Source organism: Pseudomonas sp. GWSMS-1, assembly GCF_049847425.1.
Taxonomy (GTDB): domain Bacteria; phylum Pseudomonadota; class Gammaproteobacteria; order Pseudomonadales; family Pseudomonadaceae; genus Aquipseudomonas.
On record NZ_JBMHHV010000005.1, the window covers coordinates 1,399,897 to 1,417,808 of the forward strand.

The 17,912-nt window shown below is 59.3% G+C and carries 13 protein-coding genes and 1 pseudogene; 11 read left to right on the plus strand and 3 right to left on the minus strand.

What is annotated here, in order from left to right; genetic code table 11:
- Positions 1–156: 156 nt before the first annotated feature.
- Complete coding sequence (locus tag ACEPAJ_RS10085) at positions 157–1,602, plus strand: HDOD domain-containing protein (protein ID WP_425914721.1); 1,446 nt, start codon at positions 157–159, stop codon at positions 1,600–1,602.
- Here ACEPAJ_RS10085 and ACEPAJ_RS10090 read toward each other — a convergent pair whose 3' ends face one another.
- The gene (locus tag ACEPAJ_RS10090; protein ID WP_425914722.1) at positions 1,603–3,141 is read right to left on the minus strand and encodes a LysM peptidoglycan-binding domain-containing protein; all 1,539 of its coding nucleotides are present in this window, start codon (positions 3,139–3,141) and stop codon (positions 1,603–1,605) included.
- A gap of 99 nt (positions 3,142–3,240) precedes the next feature.
- A complete protein-coding gene (gene gloB / locus ACEPAJ_RS10095; RefSeq protein WP_425917995.1) occupies positions 3,241–4,014 on the minus strand; it encodes a hydroxyacylglutathione hydrolase in 774 nt (257 codons plus the stop codon).
- Positions 4,015–4,088: 74 nt separating this feature from the next.
- Here gloB and ACEPAJ_RS10100 point away from each other — a divergent pair, with 74 nt between their 5' ends.
- From ACEPAJ_RS10100 to nudC, 7 genes are all read left to right on the plus strand, one after another.
- Entirely contained in the window at positions 4,089–4,850 is a 762-nt protein-coding gene (locus tag ACEPAJ_RS10100) for a class I SAM-dependent methyltransferase (protein WP_425914723.1), read from the plus strand.
- Between the two features lie 36 nt (positions 4,851–4,886).
- Positions 4,887–5,339: a ribonuclease HI gene (rnhA, locus tag ACEPAJ_RS10105; RefSeq protein WP_425914724.1), complete on the plus strand. Its 453-nt coding sequence runs from the start codon at positions 4,887–4,889 to the stop codon at positions 5,337–5,339.
- On the plus strand, positions 5,332–6,075 hold the full coding sequence (dnaQ, locus tag ACEPAJ_RS10110) for a DNA polymerase III subunit epsilon (RefSeq protein ID WP_425914725.1): 744 nt from the start codon (positions 5,332–5,334) through the stop codon (positions 6,073–6,075). The genes rnhA and dnaQ overlap by 8 nt, the downstream gene beginning before the upstream one ends.
- A gap of 173 nt (positions 6,076–6,248) precedes the next feature.
- The gene (locus ACEPAJ_RS10115) at positions 6,249–8,507 is read left to right on the plus strand and encodes an Orn/Lys/Arg decarboxylase N-terminal domain-containing protein (RefSeq protein WP_425914726.1); all 2,259 of its coding nucleotides are present in this window, start codon (positions 6,249–6,251) and stop codon (positions 8,505–8,507) included.
- A gap of 239 nt (positions 8,508–8,746) precedes the next feature.
- Positions 8,747–9,559 carry a crotonase/enoyl-CoA hydratase family protein gene (locus ACEPAJ_RS10120; protein WP_425914727.1) on the plus strand — a complete coding sequence of 271 codons (813 nt, stop codon included), beginning with the start codon at positions 8,747–8,749 and terminating at the stop codon, positions 9,557–9,559.
- 50 nt (positions 9,560–9,609) lie between these two features.
- Entirely contained in the window at positions 9,610–11,289 is a 1,680-nt protein-coding gene (locus ACEPAJ_RS10125) for a ferrous iron transporter B (protein ID WP_425914728.1), read from the plus strand.
- Between the two features lie 4 nt (positions 11,290–11,293).
- Positions 11,294–12,121, plus strand: coding sequence for an NAD(+) diphosphatase (gene nudC / locus ACEPAJ_RS10130; RefSeq protein ID WP_425914729.1), 828 nt, complete (start codon positions 11,294–11,296; stop codon positions 12,119–12,121).
- Here nudC and ACEPAJ_RS10135 read toward each other — a convergent pair.
- A complete protein-coding gene (locus ACEPAJ_RS10135; protein ID WP_425914730.1) occupies positions 12,089–12,874 on the minus strand; it encodes a TSUP family transporter in 786 nt (261 codons plus the stop codon). The two genes, nudC and ACEPAJ_RS10135, sit on opposite strands and share 33 nt — an antisense overlap.
- A gap of 170 nt (positions 12,875–13,044) precedes the next feature.
- Here ACEPAJ_RS10135 and ACEPAJ_RS10140 point away from each other — a divergent pair.
- From ACEPAJ_RS10140 to xdhB, 3 genes and pseudogenes are all read left to right on the plus strand, one after another.
- Positions 13,045–13,691: pseudogene (locus ACEPAJ_RS10140) on the plus strand (hypothetical protein).
- A 387-nt stretch (positions 13,692–14,078) separates the two neighbouring features.
- Complete coding sequence (gene xdhA / locus ACEPAJ_RS10145) at positions 14,079–15,518, plus strand: xanthine dehydrogenase small subunit (protein ID WP_425914731.1); 1,440 nt, start codon at positions 14,079–14,081, stop codon at positions 15,516–15,518.
- Positions 15,511–17,907 (plus strand): xanthine dehydrogenase molybdopterin binding subunit, encoded by a 2,397-nt coding sequence (xdhB, locus tag ACEPAJ_RS10150; RefSeq protein WP_425914732.1) that lies wholly within the window; start codon positions 15,511–15,513, stop codon positions 17,905–17,907. Before xdhA ends, xdhB begins: the two co-directional genes overlap by 8 nt.
- The last annotated feature ends 5 nt before the right edge of the window (positions 17,908–17,912 follow it).

Below are 17,912 nucleotides of genomic sequence, written 5' to 3' on the forward strand. Positions count from 1 at the left end.
AGGGACGTATCAAGTGAAATATCCGATCCGTGGCGTCTTGGGGGCTGCTGGTCAGGCACATTAACAGCTTGTATCCGCTGGAAAAAGGGTAGGCTCGCGGGTAAGCAATAGTGGCAATTTAACTACACTGAAACGACTCATTACGAGGACACTGATTTGGCTACAAAATGCCATGGTTTGCAGTCATGGATTGATCGCTTTAATCAAGCCGAATTACCCGCCCTGGCCTCGGTGGTGCATGACCTGCATCGCCTGACGCTGGGCGATAAATCATCGGTTCAGCAATTAGCCGATGTGCTGTTGCGTGATGCCGCGCTGACCGCCAAGGTCCTGCGTATCGGCAACAGCGTCTATTACAACCCCTCCCAAGAAACCATTCGCACCATCTCCCGGGCCATTGTGTTGATCGGCTTCGATAACGTGCGGCAGATCGGCCTGTCCGTCAGCCTGATTGATGGGCTGTTGGCCCGCAGTTCGCGGGACCAGCTGGCCGAATTGCTGGCACGTTCGTTCCATGCCGCCGTGCAGGCGCGCAATATTGCCGGCTACGTGCTGGCTAAAAACGATGAAGAGGTGTTTATCGCCGCGTTGCTGCATAACGTCGGTGAATTAGCATTCTGGGGCTGCGCGGCTGATGTGGCCGATGAGTTGGCCAGTGCCCTGGCGCAACCAGGGGCGGAAGAAGATGAGGTGGTGATGCAGGTGCTGGGCACCAGCTTCCGCCAGCTGAGCCAGGCCTTGGTGAAAAGCTGGAACCTGGGCGACACCGTCAGCCTGGCGCATCAGTCGACCAGCCAGCACGACCCTGCAGTCAAAGCGGTGAACTTGGGGGTGAAGATCAGCCAGGCAGCGCTGGACGGCTGGGATACGCCGGCTATGGACGCCTTGGTCGTGCAATTGGCCGGCTTTATTGGCGTGACCTCGGAGGAAGCCATGCAGCAAGTGCTGGCCAGTGCCGAGGAAACGGTGAAGATGGCTGCCACCTTCGGCGCTAGCCAACTGTGCAAGCTGATTCCTAATACCGACCCGGAACAAATTCTGCTGCAGCGCGAACAGCGCAAAGCACGGTTGCTACAGCCCAATTTGCTGGTTTTGCAGCAAGCGCTGCAGGACCTTGGGTTGATGGTGACGCGGCGTTCTGATCTGGGGCTGGTGCTCGATACCCTGTTTAAGGGGCTGCATCAGGGCGCGGGGCTGGAGCGCATCATGCTGGTGGTGCTGGCCGACGGGCAGAGCTGCTTTCGCGCCAAGCGTGTGATCGGTGAGGGCACCGAGAGTTGGGCGCATGATTTTATCTTGCCCGTTTCCCAGCAGGAGCAGCCGCATATATTCAGTTATGCCCTGCGTAATAAAGAGGCGCTATGGATGGGGGTGCCGGCCAGCTACAACCTCAATGAGTTAGTCACCCAGCCGATTCGCCAGCGCCTGGGGCAGGGCATGTTCTTTGTTGCGCCGCTGTTGGCCGGTACGCGGGAGATTGGCCTGCTGTACGCCGACGGCCGGGTGTCCGGCCGGGCGTTGAAGCATGAGCAATTTGTCGCCTTCCAACGCTTTACCCAGTTAACCGGGCGTTGCCTGGAGGCGATGAGCAAGAAGGCTTGATCAGTTGGCGCTGTAAAGCGTCAGGGTCTGGCCGGGCTTGATGGCTTTGCCCGCTTTGGGGTTCCAGTTCTGCAGTGTTTTCATCGGCACTTTAAAGCGCTTGGCAATCAGGTACAGCGAATCGCCCTGGCGTACCTTGTAATAGGTTGCGCCTTGCCGAGTTTTGCTGGTTTTGCCCGCTTGTAGGGTCAGTACCTGGCCGATCTGCAGGCTATTGCCTGATAGCTTATTCCAGCGCCGCACATCTTTAACCGCAACCTGGTGATGCTTGGCGATCTGCCAGAGGCTATCGCCGTTTTTCACCCGGTAGGTGCGCTGTTGTGTGCGCTGCGCTGTGGTCAATGGGTGCAGCGCTTCGCGAGCTGCTATCCCAGGCTGGCCGGGAATGCTCAGCACCTGGCCGATGCGCAAGTGACTGCTGGACAGCTTGTTGAGATCCTTCAGGGTGCTCACGGTGACTTGGTGGCGATTGGCAATGCTGTGCAGGCTGTCACCCGAGCGCACGTGATACTGCTGCCATTGCACCATTTCCTGGGGCTTCATCTGCGACAGGTTGGCGGTCAGCTGTTCGGCCTTGTCGGTCGGCACTAGCAGGTGCTGCGGGCCGTCCAGGGTGATGCCTTTTTTAAAGGCGGGGTTGAGCAGGTACAGCTCGTCTTCATCCAGACCCGCCATGGCGGCTACGCGGGCCAAATCCATATGCTGCTTGAACTCAACCTGCTCGAAGTAAGGTTCGTTAGCCACTGGGGCGAGGCTGACACCATAGGCCTGCGGCGTCATCACGACTTGCGACAGGGCTAACAGCTTGGGCACGTAATTCTGCGTTTCAGTCGGCAGCGAAAGGTTCCAGTAATCGGTCGGCAGGCCGAGTTTCTGGTTGCGCTCAATCGCCCGGCTGACCCGGCCTTCACCGGCGTTATAGGCCGCCAATGCGAGTAGCCAGTCACCGTTGAACATTTCTTTAAGTCGCGACAGGTAGCTGATGGCAGCATCAGTTGAAGCCATCACATCGCGGCGGCCGTCGTACCAGTTAGTTTGGCGAAGGTTGAAGTAGCGCCCGGTGGACGGGATGAACTGCCAAAGCCCGGCGGCATGAGCATGCGAGTAGGCCTGGGGGTTGTAGGCACTTTCGATCATCGGCAGCAGGGCCAACTCCATCGGCATGCTGCGCTCTTCTAAGCGCTCAACGATGAAGTGGATATAGGGGTTGCTGCGCTCGCCGGCTTTTTCGATAAACGAGGGGTTGCTGACAAACCACAGACGCTGTTGTTCGATGCGCGGGTTGAGGGTAATGGTCTCTTGCAACTGATAGCCGTTGCGAACCCGCTCCCAGATGTCTGTAGGCGCTTCGGGAACATCCTTGGCGCTGTCTTTCAGCCACTCCGGTTCCTGCTCAAGGCCGACCGTGCGGTCTGCGGCGAAGTGCTGCTGATTGGTGCTCTGACAGCCCGCCATAGTTATGCATATGATCACCAGGAGCGCCTCGGCGCTGCGTGCTAATGCCTTTAAATTCAAGGTCTTGCGTGGTGATAAAGGCATTGGCGGCGATGTACTTCCCGGCGAAAAGGTCGGGCGATTCTAGAAACGAGCACCTCATTGGTCAAGTTTTAACCATATTTTTTGTGGGGTTGTCGAGGTTTAGAAGTGATCTTTCCAGGCGCGCAGCGCGGCAAAAACCTCGACTGGCGAGCGGCTGGCGGGCCCTTCGCGCCCGGCGATGCAGGCGATGACTGAAGGTTCTGCGCTGCGCAGAAACGGATTGGTCGCACGCTCCAGGCCGATGGATGACGGCAGGCTGATCTGCCCGATTTCGCGCCATTGGCTGACTTGCTCCACGCGTTGGCTGATCTCAGGGTTTTCAGGTTCAACAGCGGCGGCAAAGCGCAAGTTGCTCAGGGTGTACTCGTGGGTACAGAACACTTGAGTCTGCTCAGGCAGGGCGGCGAGGCGGCTGAGTGACGCGTGCATTTGCTCGGGCGTGCCTTCGAACAACCGGCCACAGCCACCGGCAAAGAGGGTGTCGCCGCAGAACAGCCAATGCTGTTCGGGCTGGATATAAGCGATGTGCCCGAGGGTATGCCCTGGCACTTCGACGACGTCAAAGCCGTGCCCGAGGATCTCTACCAGATCGCCGTCGCGCAGCGGCAGGTCACGTCCGGGGATCTTCTCGTTGGCCGGGCCGAGCACCCGTGCGCCCGTCATGGCCTTGAGCCGTTCCACTCCACCCACATGGTCAAAGTGATGATGAGTGATCAGGATGTCGCTTAACTGCCAGCCAGGATTAGCCGCCAGCCAGGCCTCTACAGGTGCCGCGTCACCCGGGTCTACAACCGCGCAGCGGCGCTGTTCGGCGTCTTGTAGCAGCCAGATATAGTTGTCGGTGAATGCAGGCAGGGCGTCGATTTTTATCATCACTAGGTCGCTAAGCAGGGCATAAAGGTTCATCTTAGGGCGCAACAGCGGTGCTGGCTACGTAGGTATTTGTTATGACCGATCATCCGTTTGCTCAGGCCGATAGCGAGTGGCTCGATCTTATGGGCGCTGCGCGCGGCTGGCTGGCCGGCCCGCTCGGGCAGTTATTGCTGGAGCAGGAACGGCAGTTGTTAGAAGAAGAACTGGCGCGCTTTTTTGGCGGCTACCTGGTGCATTACGGCCCGGCCGCCGACACCCCGCCGGATGCCCAGCAGATTCAGCGTAGCGTGCGTGTGGGCGCGCCGTTCAAAGGCGTCGAGATTGTCTGCGAGGAGCAAGCCTGGCCGTTGACCGAACATGCCGCCGATGTGGTGGTGTTGCAGCACGGTCTGGACTTCAGCCTGTCGCCCCATGGTTTGCTGCGCGAAGCCGCGCGCAGCGTGCGGCCCGGCGGTCATTTGCTGATTGTCGGTATTAACCCGATGAGCACCTGGGGGATGCGTCATGTATTTACCCGCGATGCGCTGCGCCAGGCACGCTGCATTGCGCCTGGCCGGGTCAGTGACTGGTTGCACCTGCTGGGTTTCGCGCTGGAGAAACGCCGCTTCGGGTGCTATCGTCCGCCGCTTTCTTCGCTGGCCTGGCAGGCACGACTGGCACCGCTGGAGCGCGTGGGCGCCGCCTGGCAGTTGCCGGGTGGCGGTGTTTACGTGCTGGTCGCGCGCAAACTAGTGATCGGCCTGCGTCCACTGCGCCAGCCCAATCGTCAGCAGGTTGGGACGTTGCTGCCGATGCCTGTAGCCAAAGTCAGCCGTCGAGAAACACCACAGAAATAGAGCCGGCCGATAAATTGAGCGAGAGATTGCAGATACATGAGTGAACAGGTCGAGATCTACACCGACGGCGCCTGCAAAGGTAATCCTGGCGTGGGTGGCTGGGGCGCATTGATGATTTTCAAAGGTGTGGAAAAAGAGTTGTGGGGCGGCGAGGCTGATACCACTAACAACCGTATGGAGTTAACCGCCGCTATCCGCGCCCTGGCCGAGTTGAAGCGCTCGTGCGACGTACGCCTGGTGACCGATTCGCAATATGTGATGCAGGGCATTCAGGGCTGGATGCCGAACTGGAAGAAGCGTGGCTGGAAAACCGCCGCCAAGCAGCCGGTGAAAAATGCTGACCTTTGGCAGCAACTCGATGAGCAGGTTAACCGCCATACCGTGACCTGGCAGTGGGTGCGCGGCCATACGGGGCATCCGGGTAACGAACGCGCCGACCAGTTGGCCAATCGTGGTGTTGATGAAGTACGAGGTTTGAAGCATGCGTAGCGTGATTTTGGACACTGAAACCACCGGTATGCCGGTGGCTGACGGCCACCGGATCATCGAAATTGGTTGTGTTGAACTGATTGGCCGCCGGCTGACGGGGCGGCACTTCCACGTTTACCTGCAACCGGATCGTGAGAGCGACGAGGGCGCGATTGCGGTTCACGGTATTACCGATGAGTTCCTCAAGGACAAGCCGCGCTTTAAGGAAGTCGCCGATGAGTTCTATGAATTCATCAAGGGCGCGCAGCTGATCATTCATAACGCCGCGTTCGATATCGGCTTTATTGCCAATGAATTCAATTTGCTGGGGCAGGCAGATCGCGCCGAGATCAGCGATTACTGCTCGGTCCTCGACACCCTGCTGATGGCCCGCGAGCGTCATCCGGGCCAACGTAACAACCTCGATGCGCTGTGTAAGCGTTACGGTGTCGATAACTCCGGCCGCGATCTGCACGGCGCCTTGCTCGATGCCGAGATTCTGGCCGACGTCTACCTGACCATGACCGGCGGGCAGACCAATCTGTCCTTGGCCGGTGACGGTTCTGAAGGTGACGGTAATGGCCGCCAGCAGCCCACTGCGATTCGTCGTTTGCCTGCCGGGCGCGCCCGCACGCGGGTGATTCAGGCCACTGAAGCTGAGCTGGCCGAGCATAGGGTGCGCCTGGCGATTATCGAGAAGTCTGCCGGCGCCTTGCCGCTGTGGTTGCAAATGGAGCAGCCGCAAACCGAGGCCTGAGTGGTAAGGGTGGTTGTCGTTTGAGTGAGTTGCAACGGCAGCCGCCTCTCGCGAGTTATTCACTCGCGACCTTTTCGTACAGTGTCACGTAGAGGGGGTTACGCCAGTCAGTGCGAGCCTCTAACCTGAAGCGATCGGCAGGCCCGCACCTGCCATTCTTCAGGGACGCCACAATGTATAAAGACCTAAAGTTCCCCGTCCTGATCGTGCACCGTGACATCAAGGCCGATACCGTGGCCGGTGACCGGGTACGCGCCATCGCCCAAGAGTTGGAGCAGGACGGCTTCAGCATTCTTTCTACCGCCAGCTCCGCCGAAGGGCGGATTGTTGCTTCCACCCACCACGGCCTGGCCTGCATTCTGGTGGCTGCCGAAGGAGCAGGGGAGAACAACAACCTGTTGCAGGACATGCTTGAGCTGATCCGCATTGCCCGCCGCCGTGCGCCGCAACTGCCGATCTTTGCCATTGGCGAGCAAGTCACCATCGAAAACGCTCCAGCCGAGGCGATGATTGACCTCAACCAGTTGCGCGGCATCCTTTATTTGTTTGAAGACACCGTGCCATTCCTTGCACGGCAGGTGGCGCGTGCGGCGCGTAATTATCTGGATGGTCTGCTGCCGCCATTCTTCAAAGCGCTGGTACAGCACACCGCGCAATCCAACTACTCCTGGCACACGCCCGGCCATGGTGGCGGTGTGGCGTATCGCAAAAGCCCGGTGGGCCAGGCGTTTCATCAGTTTTTTGGTGAAAACACCCTGCGTTCCGATTTGTCTGTCTCAGTGCCGGAATTGGGTTCGCTGCTCGACCACACCGGTCCGCTGGCCGAGGCCGAAGCCCGCGCGGCGCGTAACTTCGGTGCAGACCACACGTATTTCGTGATCAACGGCACCTCGACGGCGAACAAGATCGTCTGGCACAGCATGGTTGGCCGCGATGATTTGGTACTGGTTGACCGCAACTGCCACAAGTCGATTTTGCACTCGATCATCATGACCGGCGCGATCCCGTTGTACCTGTGCCCGGAGCGAAATGAACTGGGCATTATCGGGCCGATCCCGCTGAGCGAATTCAGCCGCGAGTCGATTCAGGCGAAGATCGATGCCAGCCCGCTGGCGCGCGGTCGCGTGCCAAGCAGCAGTGGGGCGATGGTCAAACTGGTGGTGGTGACCAACTCTACCTATGACGGCCTCTGTTACAACGCCGAACTGATCAAGCAAACCCTGGGCAACAGCGTCGAGGTGCTGCACTTCGACGAGGCCTGGTACGCCTATGCGGCGTTTCATGAGTTTTATGCCGGGCGCTACGGTATGGGCACGGCGCGAACCGAAGCCGCGCCGCTGGTGTTTACCACCCACTCGACGCACAAGCTGCTGGCGGCATTCAGCCAGGCTTCGATGATTCATGTACAGGATGGCGGTGTGCGCCAGCTGGATCGGGATCGCTTCAACGAAGCCTTTATGATGCACATCTCCACCTCGCCGCAGTACGGCATCATCGCCTCGCTGGACGTGGCCTCGGCCATGATGGAAGGCCCGGCCGGGCGCTCGCTGATTCAGGAAACCTTCGATGAAGCCCTGAGCTTCCGTCGTGCCCTGGCCAACTTGCGACAGAACCTCAGCGCTGATGACTGGTGGTTCAGCATCTGGCAGCCGGCCAAGGCCGAAGGCGCCGATGATGTGGTGACCGAGGACTGGCTGTTGCAGCCGCAAGCTGATTGGCATGGCTTTGGTGATGTGGCCGAAGATTACGTGCTGCTTGATCCTATCAAGGTCACCCTGGTTACGCCCGGGCTGACGGCCGATGGCACGCTGGACGGGCGGGGTATTCCGGCGGCGGTGGTCAGTAAATTCCTGTGGGAACGTGGCCTGGTGGTGGAGAAAACCGGCCTGTATTCCTTCCTGGTGCTGTTCTCCATGGGCATTACCAAGGGTAAGTGGAGCACGCTGCTGACCGAGCTGCTGGAGTTCAAACGCAGTTATGACGCCAACCTGCCGTTGAGCGATGTGCTGCCGTCGATTGCTCAGGCCGGCAAAGCGTTCTATCAGGGCATGGGCTTGCGCGATCTGTGCGATGCCTTGCATGCCTGCTACCGCGAAAACGCCACGGCTAAAGCGCTTAAGCGCATGTACACGGTGCTGCCGGAAGTGGCGATCAAACCTGCCGATGCTTACAACCAACTGGTGCGCGGCGAGGTTGAGGCCGTGCTGATCGAGCAGCTGCAAGGGCGGATCTCCGCGGTGATGCTGGTGCCCTATCCACCGGGTATTCCGCTGATCATGCCGGGTGAGCGCTTTACCGCGCAGACGCGCTCAATCATTGATTACCTGGCCTTTGCCCGCACCTTCGATCGCAGCTTCCCCGGCTTTGATGCCGATGTGCATGGCCTGCAGCGTGAAGAGGGGGTTTATACAGTCGATTGCATCAAGGCCTGATTCTCGACGGGCCGGCGCTTTACCTGTCGGCCCGTCACATGCAAACCTGTTCCGTCCAGGTTGCCTCGGTAGATCAAGCGCTTATCGCCGATAGGTGAATATTGAGCTTAAGGTTGATGGCGTGTTCTGCGTCACACTGGCTGGCATCGACATTTGTCGGTTGGTTGTTATAGTTGCTCGATTTTTATCATAAGAAAAATCCATATCGTGCGCTTGCGCCCCAGCTGAGGATGACTGCCGTGTCCGACTACAAAGCCTTTAATGTCGTGTTGGCAGATAAGGTCGCCCATGTGGTGATCAATCGCCCAGAGAAAGTGAATGCGATGAACGCGGACTTCTGGCGCGAAATCATCGATATTTTCCGCTGGGTCGATGACACCGATGAGGTCCGCGCCGTGGTGATCTCGGGCGCGGGCAAGCATTTCTCTTCAGGCATCGACCTGATGATGCTGGCTTCCGTCGGCAGCCAGCTGGGCCCAGATGTCGGGCGCAACGCAGAAAAACTGCGGCGCAAAATTCTCGAGCTGCAAGCCTCATTTAATGCCGTGGATAATTGCCGTAAGCCCGTACTGGCGGCCATTCAGGGCTATTGCTTGGGCGGCGCGATTGACCTGGTCTCGGCCTGTGACATGCGTTATTCGACGGTCGATGCGCAGTTCTCGATCAAGGAAATTGATATCGGCATGGCCGCGGACGTCGGCACTCTGCAGCGTCTGCCACGCATTATTGGCGACGGCATGATGCGTGAGCTGGCCTTTACCGGTCGCACCATCGACGGAGAAGAGGCCCGCAGCATTGGTCTGGTAAACCGTACCTATGCCGATGCCGATGCGTTGCTGGATGGCGTGATGGGCATTGCCCGTGAGATCGCCAGCAAATCCCCTGTGGCGATTCGTGGCACTAAAGAGATGATTCGCTACATGCGCGATCATCGCGTTGATGATGGCCTTGAGTACATCGCCACCTGGAACGCCGCCATGCTGCAGTCGGTGGACCTGCGGGTGGCGATGACGGCGCACATGAGTAAGCAGAAGCCTGAGTTTGCTGACTGATGCAGTCCTTGCACTTGTATTTATCACTGACGCGGGAGGCGCAATAGCACATGGTTTCTGGAGCCACGTCGCTTAATCTGGTGCGCGATGAATTGTTCGCCACCATGGAAGAGGCCGAGTCGAGCCTTGAGCACTTTATCGCCGACCGTCACAACGGCAGCCTGCTGCAGCAGGCCGTGGAAAATCTGCATCAGGTGCGCGGTACGCTGAACCTGATCGAGCTGACCGGTGCCGAATTGTTGGCGCAGGAAGTGCTGGATCAAGCGACCGATATCCCCGCAGGTGCCGGTGAAGAGCGCGATGTGCAGCTTTCAGCCTTGAGTAACGCGTTGCATGTACTGCGCCGTTACCTGGAGAACGTCGAGGCCAATCGTCAGGAAATGCCTGAATTGTTGTTGCCGGCGATCAATGACCTGCGCCAGGCCGGCGGCCAGCCAGCCTTACCGGAAAGCTTCTTTTTCAGCGTGCGCCTCGACCACGCTCGCCCGCATACCGCACCGCCTGCCATTGATGGCGCAGCGCGCGAAAGTGAAGGCCGGCGCTTGCGGCACATGTACCAAGTGGGCTTGCTGGGCTTTATCCGTGAGCAGAACCCACAGGCCAGCCTCAAATTGATGGGGCGTGCGCTGAGCCGTGTCGACGGCCTGTTTGCCAATGAACCACGCGGGCGACTGTGCTGGGTCGGTGCTGCGGCTGTCGAGGCGCAGGTTGACGGCCAGTTGCTGGCGCGTAAATCGCGCAAGCAGTTGTTCTCGCGCATTGATCGTGAACTTAAACAGACACTCGCTAACGCTCAGTACGAAGCGCCCCGTGGCCTGCTTAAAGAGCTGCTCTATCTGGTGGCACTGGCCGGCACACACGGGCCACAAGTGACGGCTCTGAGTGAAGTGTTCGGTCTGGCGCCACTGCCGTTTACCGACCACTTGCTTGAAGAGGAATACCAGCGCCTGGCCGGTCCTGGGCAGGCAGTGATGCGTTCGCTGAGCTCGGCGATCCGTGAAGAACTCAATAGCCTAAAAGACATGCTCGACCTGATCGAGCGTGGCACCCTGCAGAGCGATAGCCTTAATACCCTGCATGCTTTGCTTGGCAAGTTGAGCAAGACCCTCGGCATGGTCGGGCTCAGCTCTGCAGGCAACTCATTGAGCGCCCAACTGCCCGTTGTTGCCAGCTGGGGGGAGGCGAGTGCGCCGCAACCGCAGGCGCTGAACAAGCTGGCGGATGCGGTGCTGTACGTCGAAGGCATGGTCGCCAGCCTGGAGAGTGGTGAGCGCCGTGAAGTACGGTCTGCCCCGGCGCAGCCTGGCAATGAGGCCGAATCGTTTGCCATGCATCAGCTCAATGAAGCACGCATTGTTGTGGTCGATGAAGCGCAGGCGGGTTTAGCGCTAGCCAAACGCGCGATCACGGCGTACCTCGAGTCCGGTGGTGAGCGTATGCACCTGTCCAACGTACCGTTCAGCCTGCAAGCCGTGCGCGGTGGCTTGTGGTTCCTCGAGCAAAAGCGCGCCGCCGCGTTGGTCGGTGCCTGCGCCGATTACATCCAGAAGCAGATGTTTGATGCGCCGCAGATGCCTTCCGAACAGATGCTGGAAACGCTCGCTGACGCACTCAGTAGCCTTGAGTACTACCTGGAAGCCGGCGCGGTGATGCGTCCGGAAACTCAGCCAAGTGTGCTCGACCTCGCCGCTGAAAGCGTGCGGGCGCTGGGTATGCCGTTGGAGGCCTGAGTATATGCAGCGTTGGCAAGCTACGTTTATCGACAGTCAGCAGCCTGGTGGTTGGGTTGTTGTGCATTTTAAGCAGCACTTTCTGGCCGATAGCAATGGCGTACTGTTCCCCCGTGAATGGTTAAAAAAGCAAGATTTACCGGTTATCGCCGAGCATGGCCTGGGCCATTTTGATGGCGATGCGGTTTACCTGCTGGAGCTGGATCAGTCCTTCGAGATGCCAGGGTGTGCCTGGCAAAGCCTGCGCCAATTCATGCTGCAAGGCGATGCGGACACCTTCAAGTTGCTCAGCTACGCCACGCAGATCGGTACCTGGGCCAGCCAGCATCGCTTCTGTGGCAGCTGTGGCGGGGCAATGCAGCATGTCCCCGGGCAGCGGGCCATGCATTGCCCGCGGTGTGAGCTGCAGCATTACCCGCGGCTTTCACCCAGCATGATTGTGCTGGTTACGCGCGGCGATGAGATCCTCCTGGCGCGTTCTCCTCGTTTCGTTTCCGGCATCTACAGCACCCTGGCAGGCTTTGTCGAAGCCGGCGAGTCGGTGGAGCAGTGCGTAGCCCGTGAAGTGCGCGAAGAGGTGGGGGTCGAAATCCACAATGTGCAGTACTTGGGCAGCCAGGGTTGGCCATTCCCGCACTCCCTGATGCTGGGCTTTCATGCCGAGTACGCCTCGGGTGAGATCGTCATGCAGGTCGATGAGATCGAGGATGCGCAGTGGTTCAGCGTGCACGATCTGCCGCCGTTACCGGCGGTACGCTCGATTGCGCGTTACCTGATTGATGTCTATGTCGCGCGCCGTTTAGGCCAGCCCGAACCAGTGCTGCCAGGCTAGACGCACGGTCAAACCCAGCACCACAAGGATGAACACCGGGCGGATAAACTTTGAGCCGCCCTTGATCGCGGTGCGTGCGCCGAGAAACGCACCGACCATCAGCGCCATCCCCATACACAGGCCGAGCAGCCAGGCCACTTGCCCGCTGAAGATAAATACGCTGAGTGCGCAAATATTGCTGACAAAGTTCATGCTGCGGGCCACGCCGCTGGCCTTAACCAGGTCAAGCGGGTAGAGCAGCAGGCTGCTGACCGTCCAGAATGCCCCTGTACCCGGGCCGGCCACGCCGTCATAAAAACCCAGGCTCAGGCTCTGTGGCCACTGCCGGCCTTGGGCGATCGGTGCGTCGGCGAGTAGCGGCGCTGCTGGGGTTTTGCCAAACAGCAGATACAAACCGCAGGCAAATACCACCACAGGCAGCATCTGGTTCAACCACGCCGACGGTAACCATTGCGCCATCGCCGCGCCAAGCAGTGCACCCACCGCTGTGCCAATCAACGCATTGCGCCATTGGCTGGGGTCAAATAATTTGCGCCGGTAGAAGGTGTAACTGGCAGCCGCCGCGCCAAAGGTCGAACTAAGCTTGTTGGTCCCCAGCGCCAGATGCGGCGGGAGGCCGGCGGTGAGCAGCGCGGGAATGGTCAGCAGGCCACCGCCGCCAGCAATGGCATCGATAAAACCGGCAATAAAGGCGACCAGAGCAAGGATGGCCAGCGTCGACAGGTCAACGCTGAGTTCAAATGGGAAGACCATGGAGATTTACCGGGAGTTTTTAAAGGTCATGTAGCGATGGCAGACGGTAGCCACGAAAAACAACAGGCTATAAAACACGCCCTGCGTCTAATTGTGCTGCTCGCTTGCTGTTCGCCAGCCTGGCAGCTGCGCATAATGCCCGCAACTTCAACCATAAGGAATGCACAGCGATGCAATACGATGGACTCGCATGGGCAACGGCGCTGCTGGCGTTGCTGGCTGCTTTTGTAGCGGTTCGCATTCTGCTTAATCGGCAGTGGTTTCTCGGCTGGTTACGTGGCACTTGCGGCCTGGGATTTCTCGCGTTGGCAGTACTGATCGGCATATTGGCTATCGATTTGCGCAGCTATGCGCCGATTGCCGAAGACAAGCCGCTGGCGACCTTGAGCTTCAAAGCGGATGGCCCGTTGTATCGGGTCACGCTGCTGGAGGGTGGGCGTGAACGTACGCTGACGATGGAAGGTGATCTGTGGCAGTTGGATGCCCGCTTTCTAGAGTGGAAGGGCCTGGCGGCATTGATCGGCTTGCAGCCGGGTTATCGTCTGGAAAAACTCTCGGGGCGTTTTCTTTCGATCGAACAACAAAGCCAGGCCCTGCATACCCGCGTCGAACTGGCGCACAGCCCATACGGCATCGACCTGTGGCGTTGGCTAAGGTTGGGGCAGCATGATTTGTTGGTCTTTGATCCTCAGGCGCGCCGAGTGACGTACCTGCCGCTTGCCGATGAAGCGGTGTACAGCATCAATCTGACGCCTGCCGGCTTGCTGGCCGAGCCGATGAACCCGCAGCCAAACAGGCGCTCAAGGACTGGCAATAAGGTTCAGCCAGTCAATCGCTTTAAGCACGCAGCTATCACCTAGCGCCTCGCTAGGTCGATCAAGTGTGGTCGATCGAAAAGCAGCTTACAGCCAGGTAACTCTCAGTCCCGTCTCTTTGCGTGCATGCATGTCAGGCTATTTGTCTCAGCAGCAGCGCAGTATTTGGCACAAAAGCCGCTAGCGTTTAAGCAAATTAGCTGAGCTTTCCCGCTCATGGCTGAATTGCATAAAGCGCCTCTGACTTTAGGGACAAATATTTATTGACCCTAAAGTCAGAAAACTCTAGATTTGCCTCATGCCAAGCCGTGTGGAAACGCTGTGCTGCCCCGTGCAGTCGTTTCAGCAGTGCCTGATAAGAGAACAATAAAAGTGCCTGGAGGTCGTCCTTGATCCAGTTTTTACTCAACCGGGAGCTGCGTACTGAACATGCCCTCGACCCAAACGTCACCGTGCTCAATTACCTGCGTGAGCATGTCGGCAAATCCGGAACCAAAGAAGGCTGCGCTTCTGGCGACTGTGGTGCCTGCACCGTGGTGGTCGGTGAGCTGGAGGGCGAGCGCGTGCGTTATCGCACCCTCAACTCCTGCCTGACCTTCGTTTCCTCGTTGCACGGCAAGCAACTGATCACGGTTGAAGACCTCAAGCACCAAGGCCAACTGCACAGCGTGCAGCAGGCCATGGTCGACTGCCACGGCTCGCAGTGCGGCTTCTGCACCCCAGGTTTTGTCATGTCGCTGTTCGCCCTGCAGAAAGGTAGCAGCGGCTTCGACAAGGCCGACACCATGGAAGCCCTAGCCGGCAACCTCTGCCGTTGCACCGGCTACCGTCCGATCATTGACGCCGCCGAGCAAGCTTGCTGCCAAAAGCAGCCGGACCAGTTCGACGCTGCCGAAGTACAGACCGTCGCACAACTGAAAGCCATCGCCCCGCAAGACACCGCCGAGCTCAACAGCGGCGACAAACGCTGCCTGCTGCCGCTGACCGTCGCCGACCTGGCCGACCTTTATGCGGCCAACCCGCAAGCACGTCTGCTCGCCGGCGGTACCGACCTGGCGCTGGAAGTCACTCAGTTCCACCGCGAGCTGCCGGTGATGATCTACGTGGGTCATATCGAGTCGATGAAGCGCGTTGAAGTCACGGCCGAGAGCATCGAAATCGGCGCCGCCACCGTGCTGTCTGACTGCTACGCCGCACTGGCCGAGGATTACCCGGATTTCGGCGAGCTACTGCACCGTTTTGCCTCCTTGCAAATCCGCAATCAGGGCACCTTGGGCGGCAATATCGGCAACGCCTCGCCCATTGGCGATGCTCCGCCGTTGCTGATCGCGCTTGGTGCACACATCGTCCTGCGTAGAGGCAGCGAAAGCCGCACCTTGCCGATTGAAGAGTACTTCCTCGACTACAAGGTGACTGCACGTCAGGAAGCCGAATTTATCGAGAAGATCATCGTGCCGCGCCATCAGGCCAGCCAGGCATTCCGCGCCTTCAAGGTGTCCAAGCGCCTGGACGATGACATCTCTGCCGTCTGTGCGGCCTTTAATCTGGTGGTCGAAGGGGGCGTGGTGCAAAGCGCGCGCATCGCCTTTGGCGGTATGGCGGCCATCCCCAAGCGTGCCGCTGCCTGTGAAGCGGCTTTGCTTGGCTCTGCCTGGGCCCCAGAAACTATCGAGCGGGCGTGTAACGCGCTGGCCGAAGACTTCACCCCGCTGAGTGATTTCCGTGCCAGCAAGGAATACCGCCTGCTTATTGCGCAGAACCTGCTGCGTAAATTCTTCCTTGAGCTGCAGGCTCCAGACGTCGAGACCCGGGTGACCGATTATGTCTAACCATCACGTAGCCAAAAGCCAGGCCGAACTGGCTGAACTGTTCCGCGCCGACATCACCACCGGCGTTGGCCGCAGCGTTAAACACGAAAGTGCTGATAAACATGTATCCGGCGAAGCCATCTACGTCGACGACCGCCTGGAATTCCCCAATCAGCTGCACGTCTATGCCCGCATGAGCGACCGCGCCCATGCTCGCATCATCAGCATCGATACCGCGCCGTGCTACGCCATTCCCGGCGTGGCTATCGCCATCACCAAGGATGACGTACCTGGCCAGCTGGATATCGGTCCGGTCGTCGCCGGTGACCCGCTACTGGCGGACGGCAAGGTCGAATACGTTGGTCAAGTCGTCCTCGCCGTCGGTGCCGATAGCCTGGAAACCGCGCGCAAGGCGGCTATGGCCGCAATTATCGAATACGAAGACCTTGAGCCGGTACTCGATGTGGTCGATGCGCTGCGCAAGAAACACTTCGTCCTCGACAGCCACCAGCACAAGATCGGTAACTCCGCCGCCGAACTCGCCACCGCGCCACGCCGCCTACAAGGCAGTCTGCATATTGGTGGCCAGGAACACTTCTACCTAGAAACCCAGATTTCCTCAGTAATGCCATCCGAAGACGGCGGCATGCTCGTCTACACCTCCACGCAGAACGCCACCGAAGTGCAGAAGCTGGTAGCCGAAGTGCTCGGCGTGCCGATGCACAAGATCGTTATCGACATGCGCCGTATGGGCGGCGGCTTCGGCGGTAAGGAAACCCAGGCCGCAGGCCCGGCGTGCCTCTGTGCGGTGATTGCGCACCTTACCGGCCGGCCGACCAAGATGCGCCTGCCGCGTGTTGAAGACATGCAGATGACGGGCAAGCGTCACCCGTTCTACGTCGAATACGACGTCGGCTTCGATGACAATGGCCTGCTGCACGGCATCGAAATCGAACTGGCCGGCAACTGCGGCTATTCGCCAGACCTGTCCGGCGCAATCGTCGACCGGGCGATGTTCCACGCTGACAACGCCTACTATCTCGGCAACGCCACCATCAATGGTCACCGCTGCAAGACCAACACCGCATCTAACACCGCCTACCGCGGCTTCGGCGGCCCGCAAGGGATGGTCGCCATCGAAGAGATCATGGATGCGGTTGCCCGCAGTCTGGGCAAAGACCCGCTGGACGTGCGCAAGACCAACTACTACGGCAAGACCGAGCGCAACGTCACCCATTACCACCAGACCGTCGAGCACAACGTTATCCACGAGATGACCGCCGAACTGGAAGCCAGCAGTGACTACGCCAAGCGCCGCGAAGAACTCCGCGCGTTCAATGCCAAGAGCCCGGTACTGAAAAAAGGCCTGGCGCTGACTCCGGTTAAATTCGGCATCAGCTTCACCTCCGCCTTCCTCAACCAGGCCGGCGCGCTGATCCACATCTATACCGACGGTTCGATCCACCTGAACCACGGCGGCACCGAAATGGGGCAGGGTCTCAACACCAAGGTCGCGCAGATCGTTGCCGAAGTGTTGCAGGTGGATATTTCACGTATCCAGATCACCGCGACCAACACCGACAAGGTGCCAAACACCTCGCCGACGGCTGCATCCAGCGGTGCCGACCTCAACGGCAAGGCCGCACAGAACGCCGCTGAAACCCTCAAGCAGCGTCTGGTTGACTTCCTGGTGCGCGAGTACAAGGTCACCCCGGAAGACGTGGAGTTCCGCAACAGCCAAGTGCGCGTGCGTGATCTGTTCCTGAGCTTCGAAGAAGTTATCCAGAAGGCCTACTTCGGCCAGGTCTCGCTCTCCAGCACCGGTTTCTACCGCACGCCGAAGATCTTCTATGACCGTGACAAGGCTGCTGGCCGTCCCTTCTACTACTTCGCCTACGGCGCAGCCTGTTCGGAAGTGATCGTCGATACCCTGACCGGTGAGTACAAGATGCTGCGCACCGACATCCTGCATGACGTCGGCGCCTCGCTGAACCCGGCCATCGATATCGGTCAGGTCGAAGGTGCCTTCGTTCAGGGCATGGGTTGGCTGACCATGGAAGAGCTGGTGTGGAACGGCAAAGGCAAGCTGATGACCAACGGCCCGGCCAGTTACAAGATCCCGGCCATCGCCGATATGCCGCTGGACCTGCGCGTTAACCTGGTGGAAAACCGCAAGAATCCGGAAGACACCGTGTTCCACTCCAAAGCTGTGGGCGAGCCGCCGTTTATGCTCGGCATTGCCGTGTGGTGTGCCATCAAGGACGCCGTGGCTAGCCTGGCGGACTACCGCGTACAACCGAACATCGACGCCCCGGCAACGCCTGAGCGCGTGCTCTGGGGGGTGGAGCAGATGAAGAAACTCCAGCAACCCGCCAAGGCCGAAACCGCGACCGAGATCGAGCCGGCCTAACGCGA

Coding starts and splice junctions, on each gene's coding strand:
- dnaQ (WP_425914725.1), top strand. CDS start 5,332: ATGCGTAGCGTGATTTTGGACACTGAAACCACCGGTATGCCGGTGGCT.
- ACEPAJ_RS10100 (WP_425914723.1), top strand. CDS start 4,089: ATGACCGATCATCCGTTTGCTCAGGCCGATAGCGAGTGGCTCGATCTT.
- ACEPAJ_RS10090 (WP_425914722.1), bottom strand. CDS start 3,141: ATGCCTTTATCACCACGCAAGACCTTGAATTTAAAGGCATTAGCACGC.
- gloB (WP_425917995.1), bottom strand. CDS start 4,014: ATGATAAAAATCGACGCCCTGCCTGCATTCACCGACAACTATATCTGG.
- ACEPAJ_RS10115 (WP_425914726.1), top strand. CDS start 6,249: ATGTATAAAGACCTAAAGTTCCCCGTCCTGATCGTGCACCGTGACATC.
- nudC (WP_425914729.1), top strand. CDS start 11,294: ATGCAGCGTTGGCAAGCTACGTTTATCGACAGTCAGCAGCCTGGTGGT.
- ACEPAJ_RS10135 (WP_425914730.1), bottom strand. CDS start 12,874: ATGGTCTTCCCATTTGAACTCAGCGTTGACCTGTCGACGCTGGCCATC.
- ACEPAJ_RS10125 (WP_425914728.1), top strand. CDS start 9,610: ATGGTTTCTGGAGCCACGTCGCTTAATCTGGTGCGCGATGAATTGTTC.
- rnhA (WP_425914724.1), top strand. CDS start 4,887: ATGAGTGAACAGGTCGAGATCTACACCGACGGCGCCTGCAAAGGTAAT.
- xdhB (WP_425914732.1), top strand. CDS start 15,511: ATGTCTAACCATCACGTAGCCAAAAGCCAGGCCGAACTGGCTGAACTG.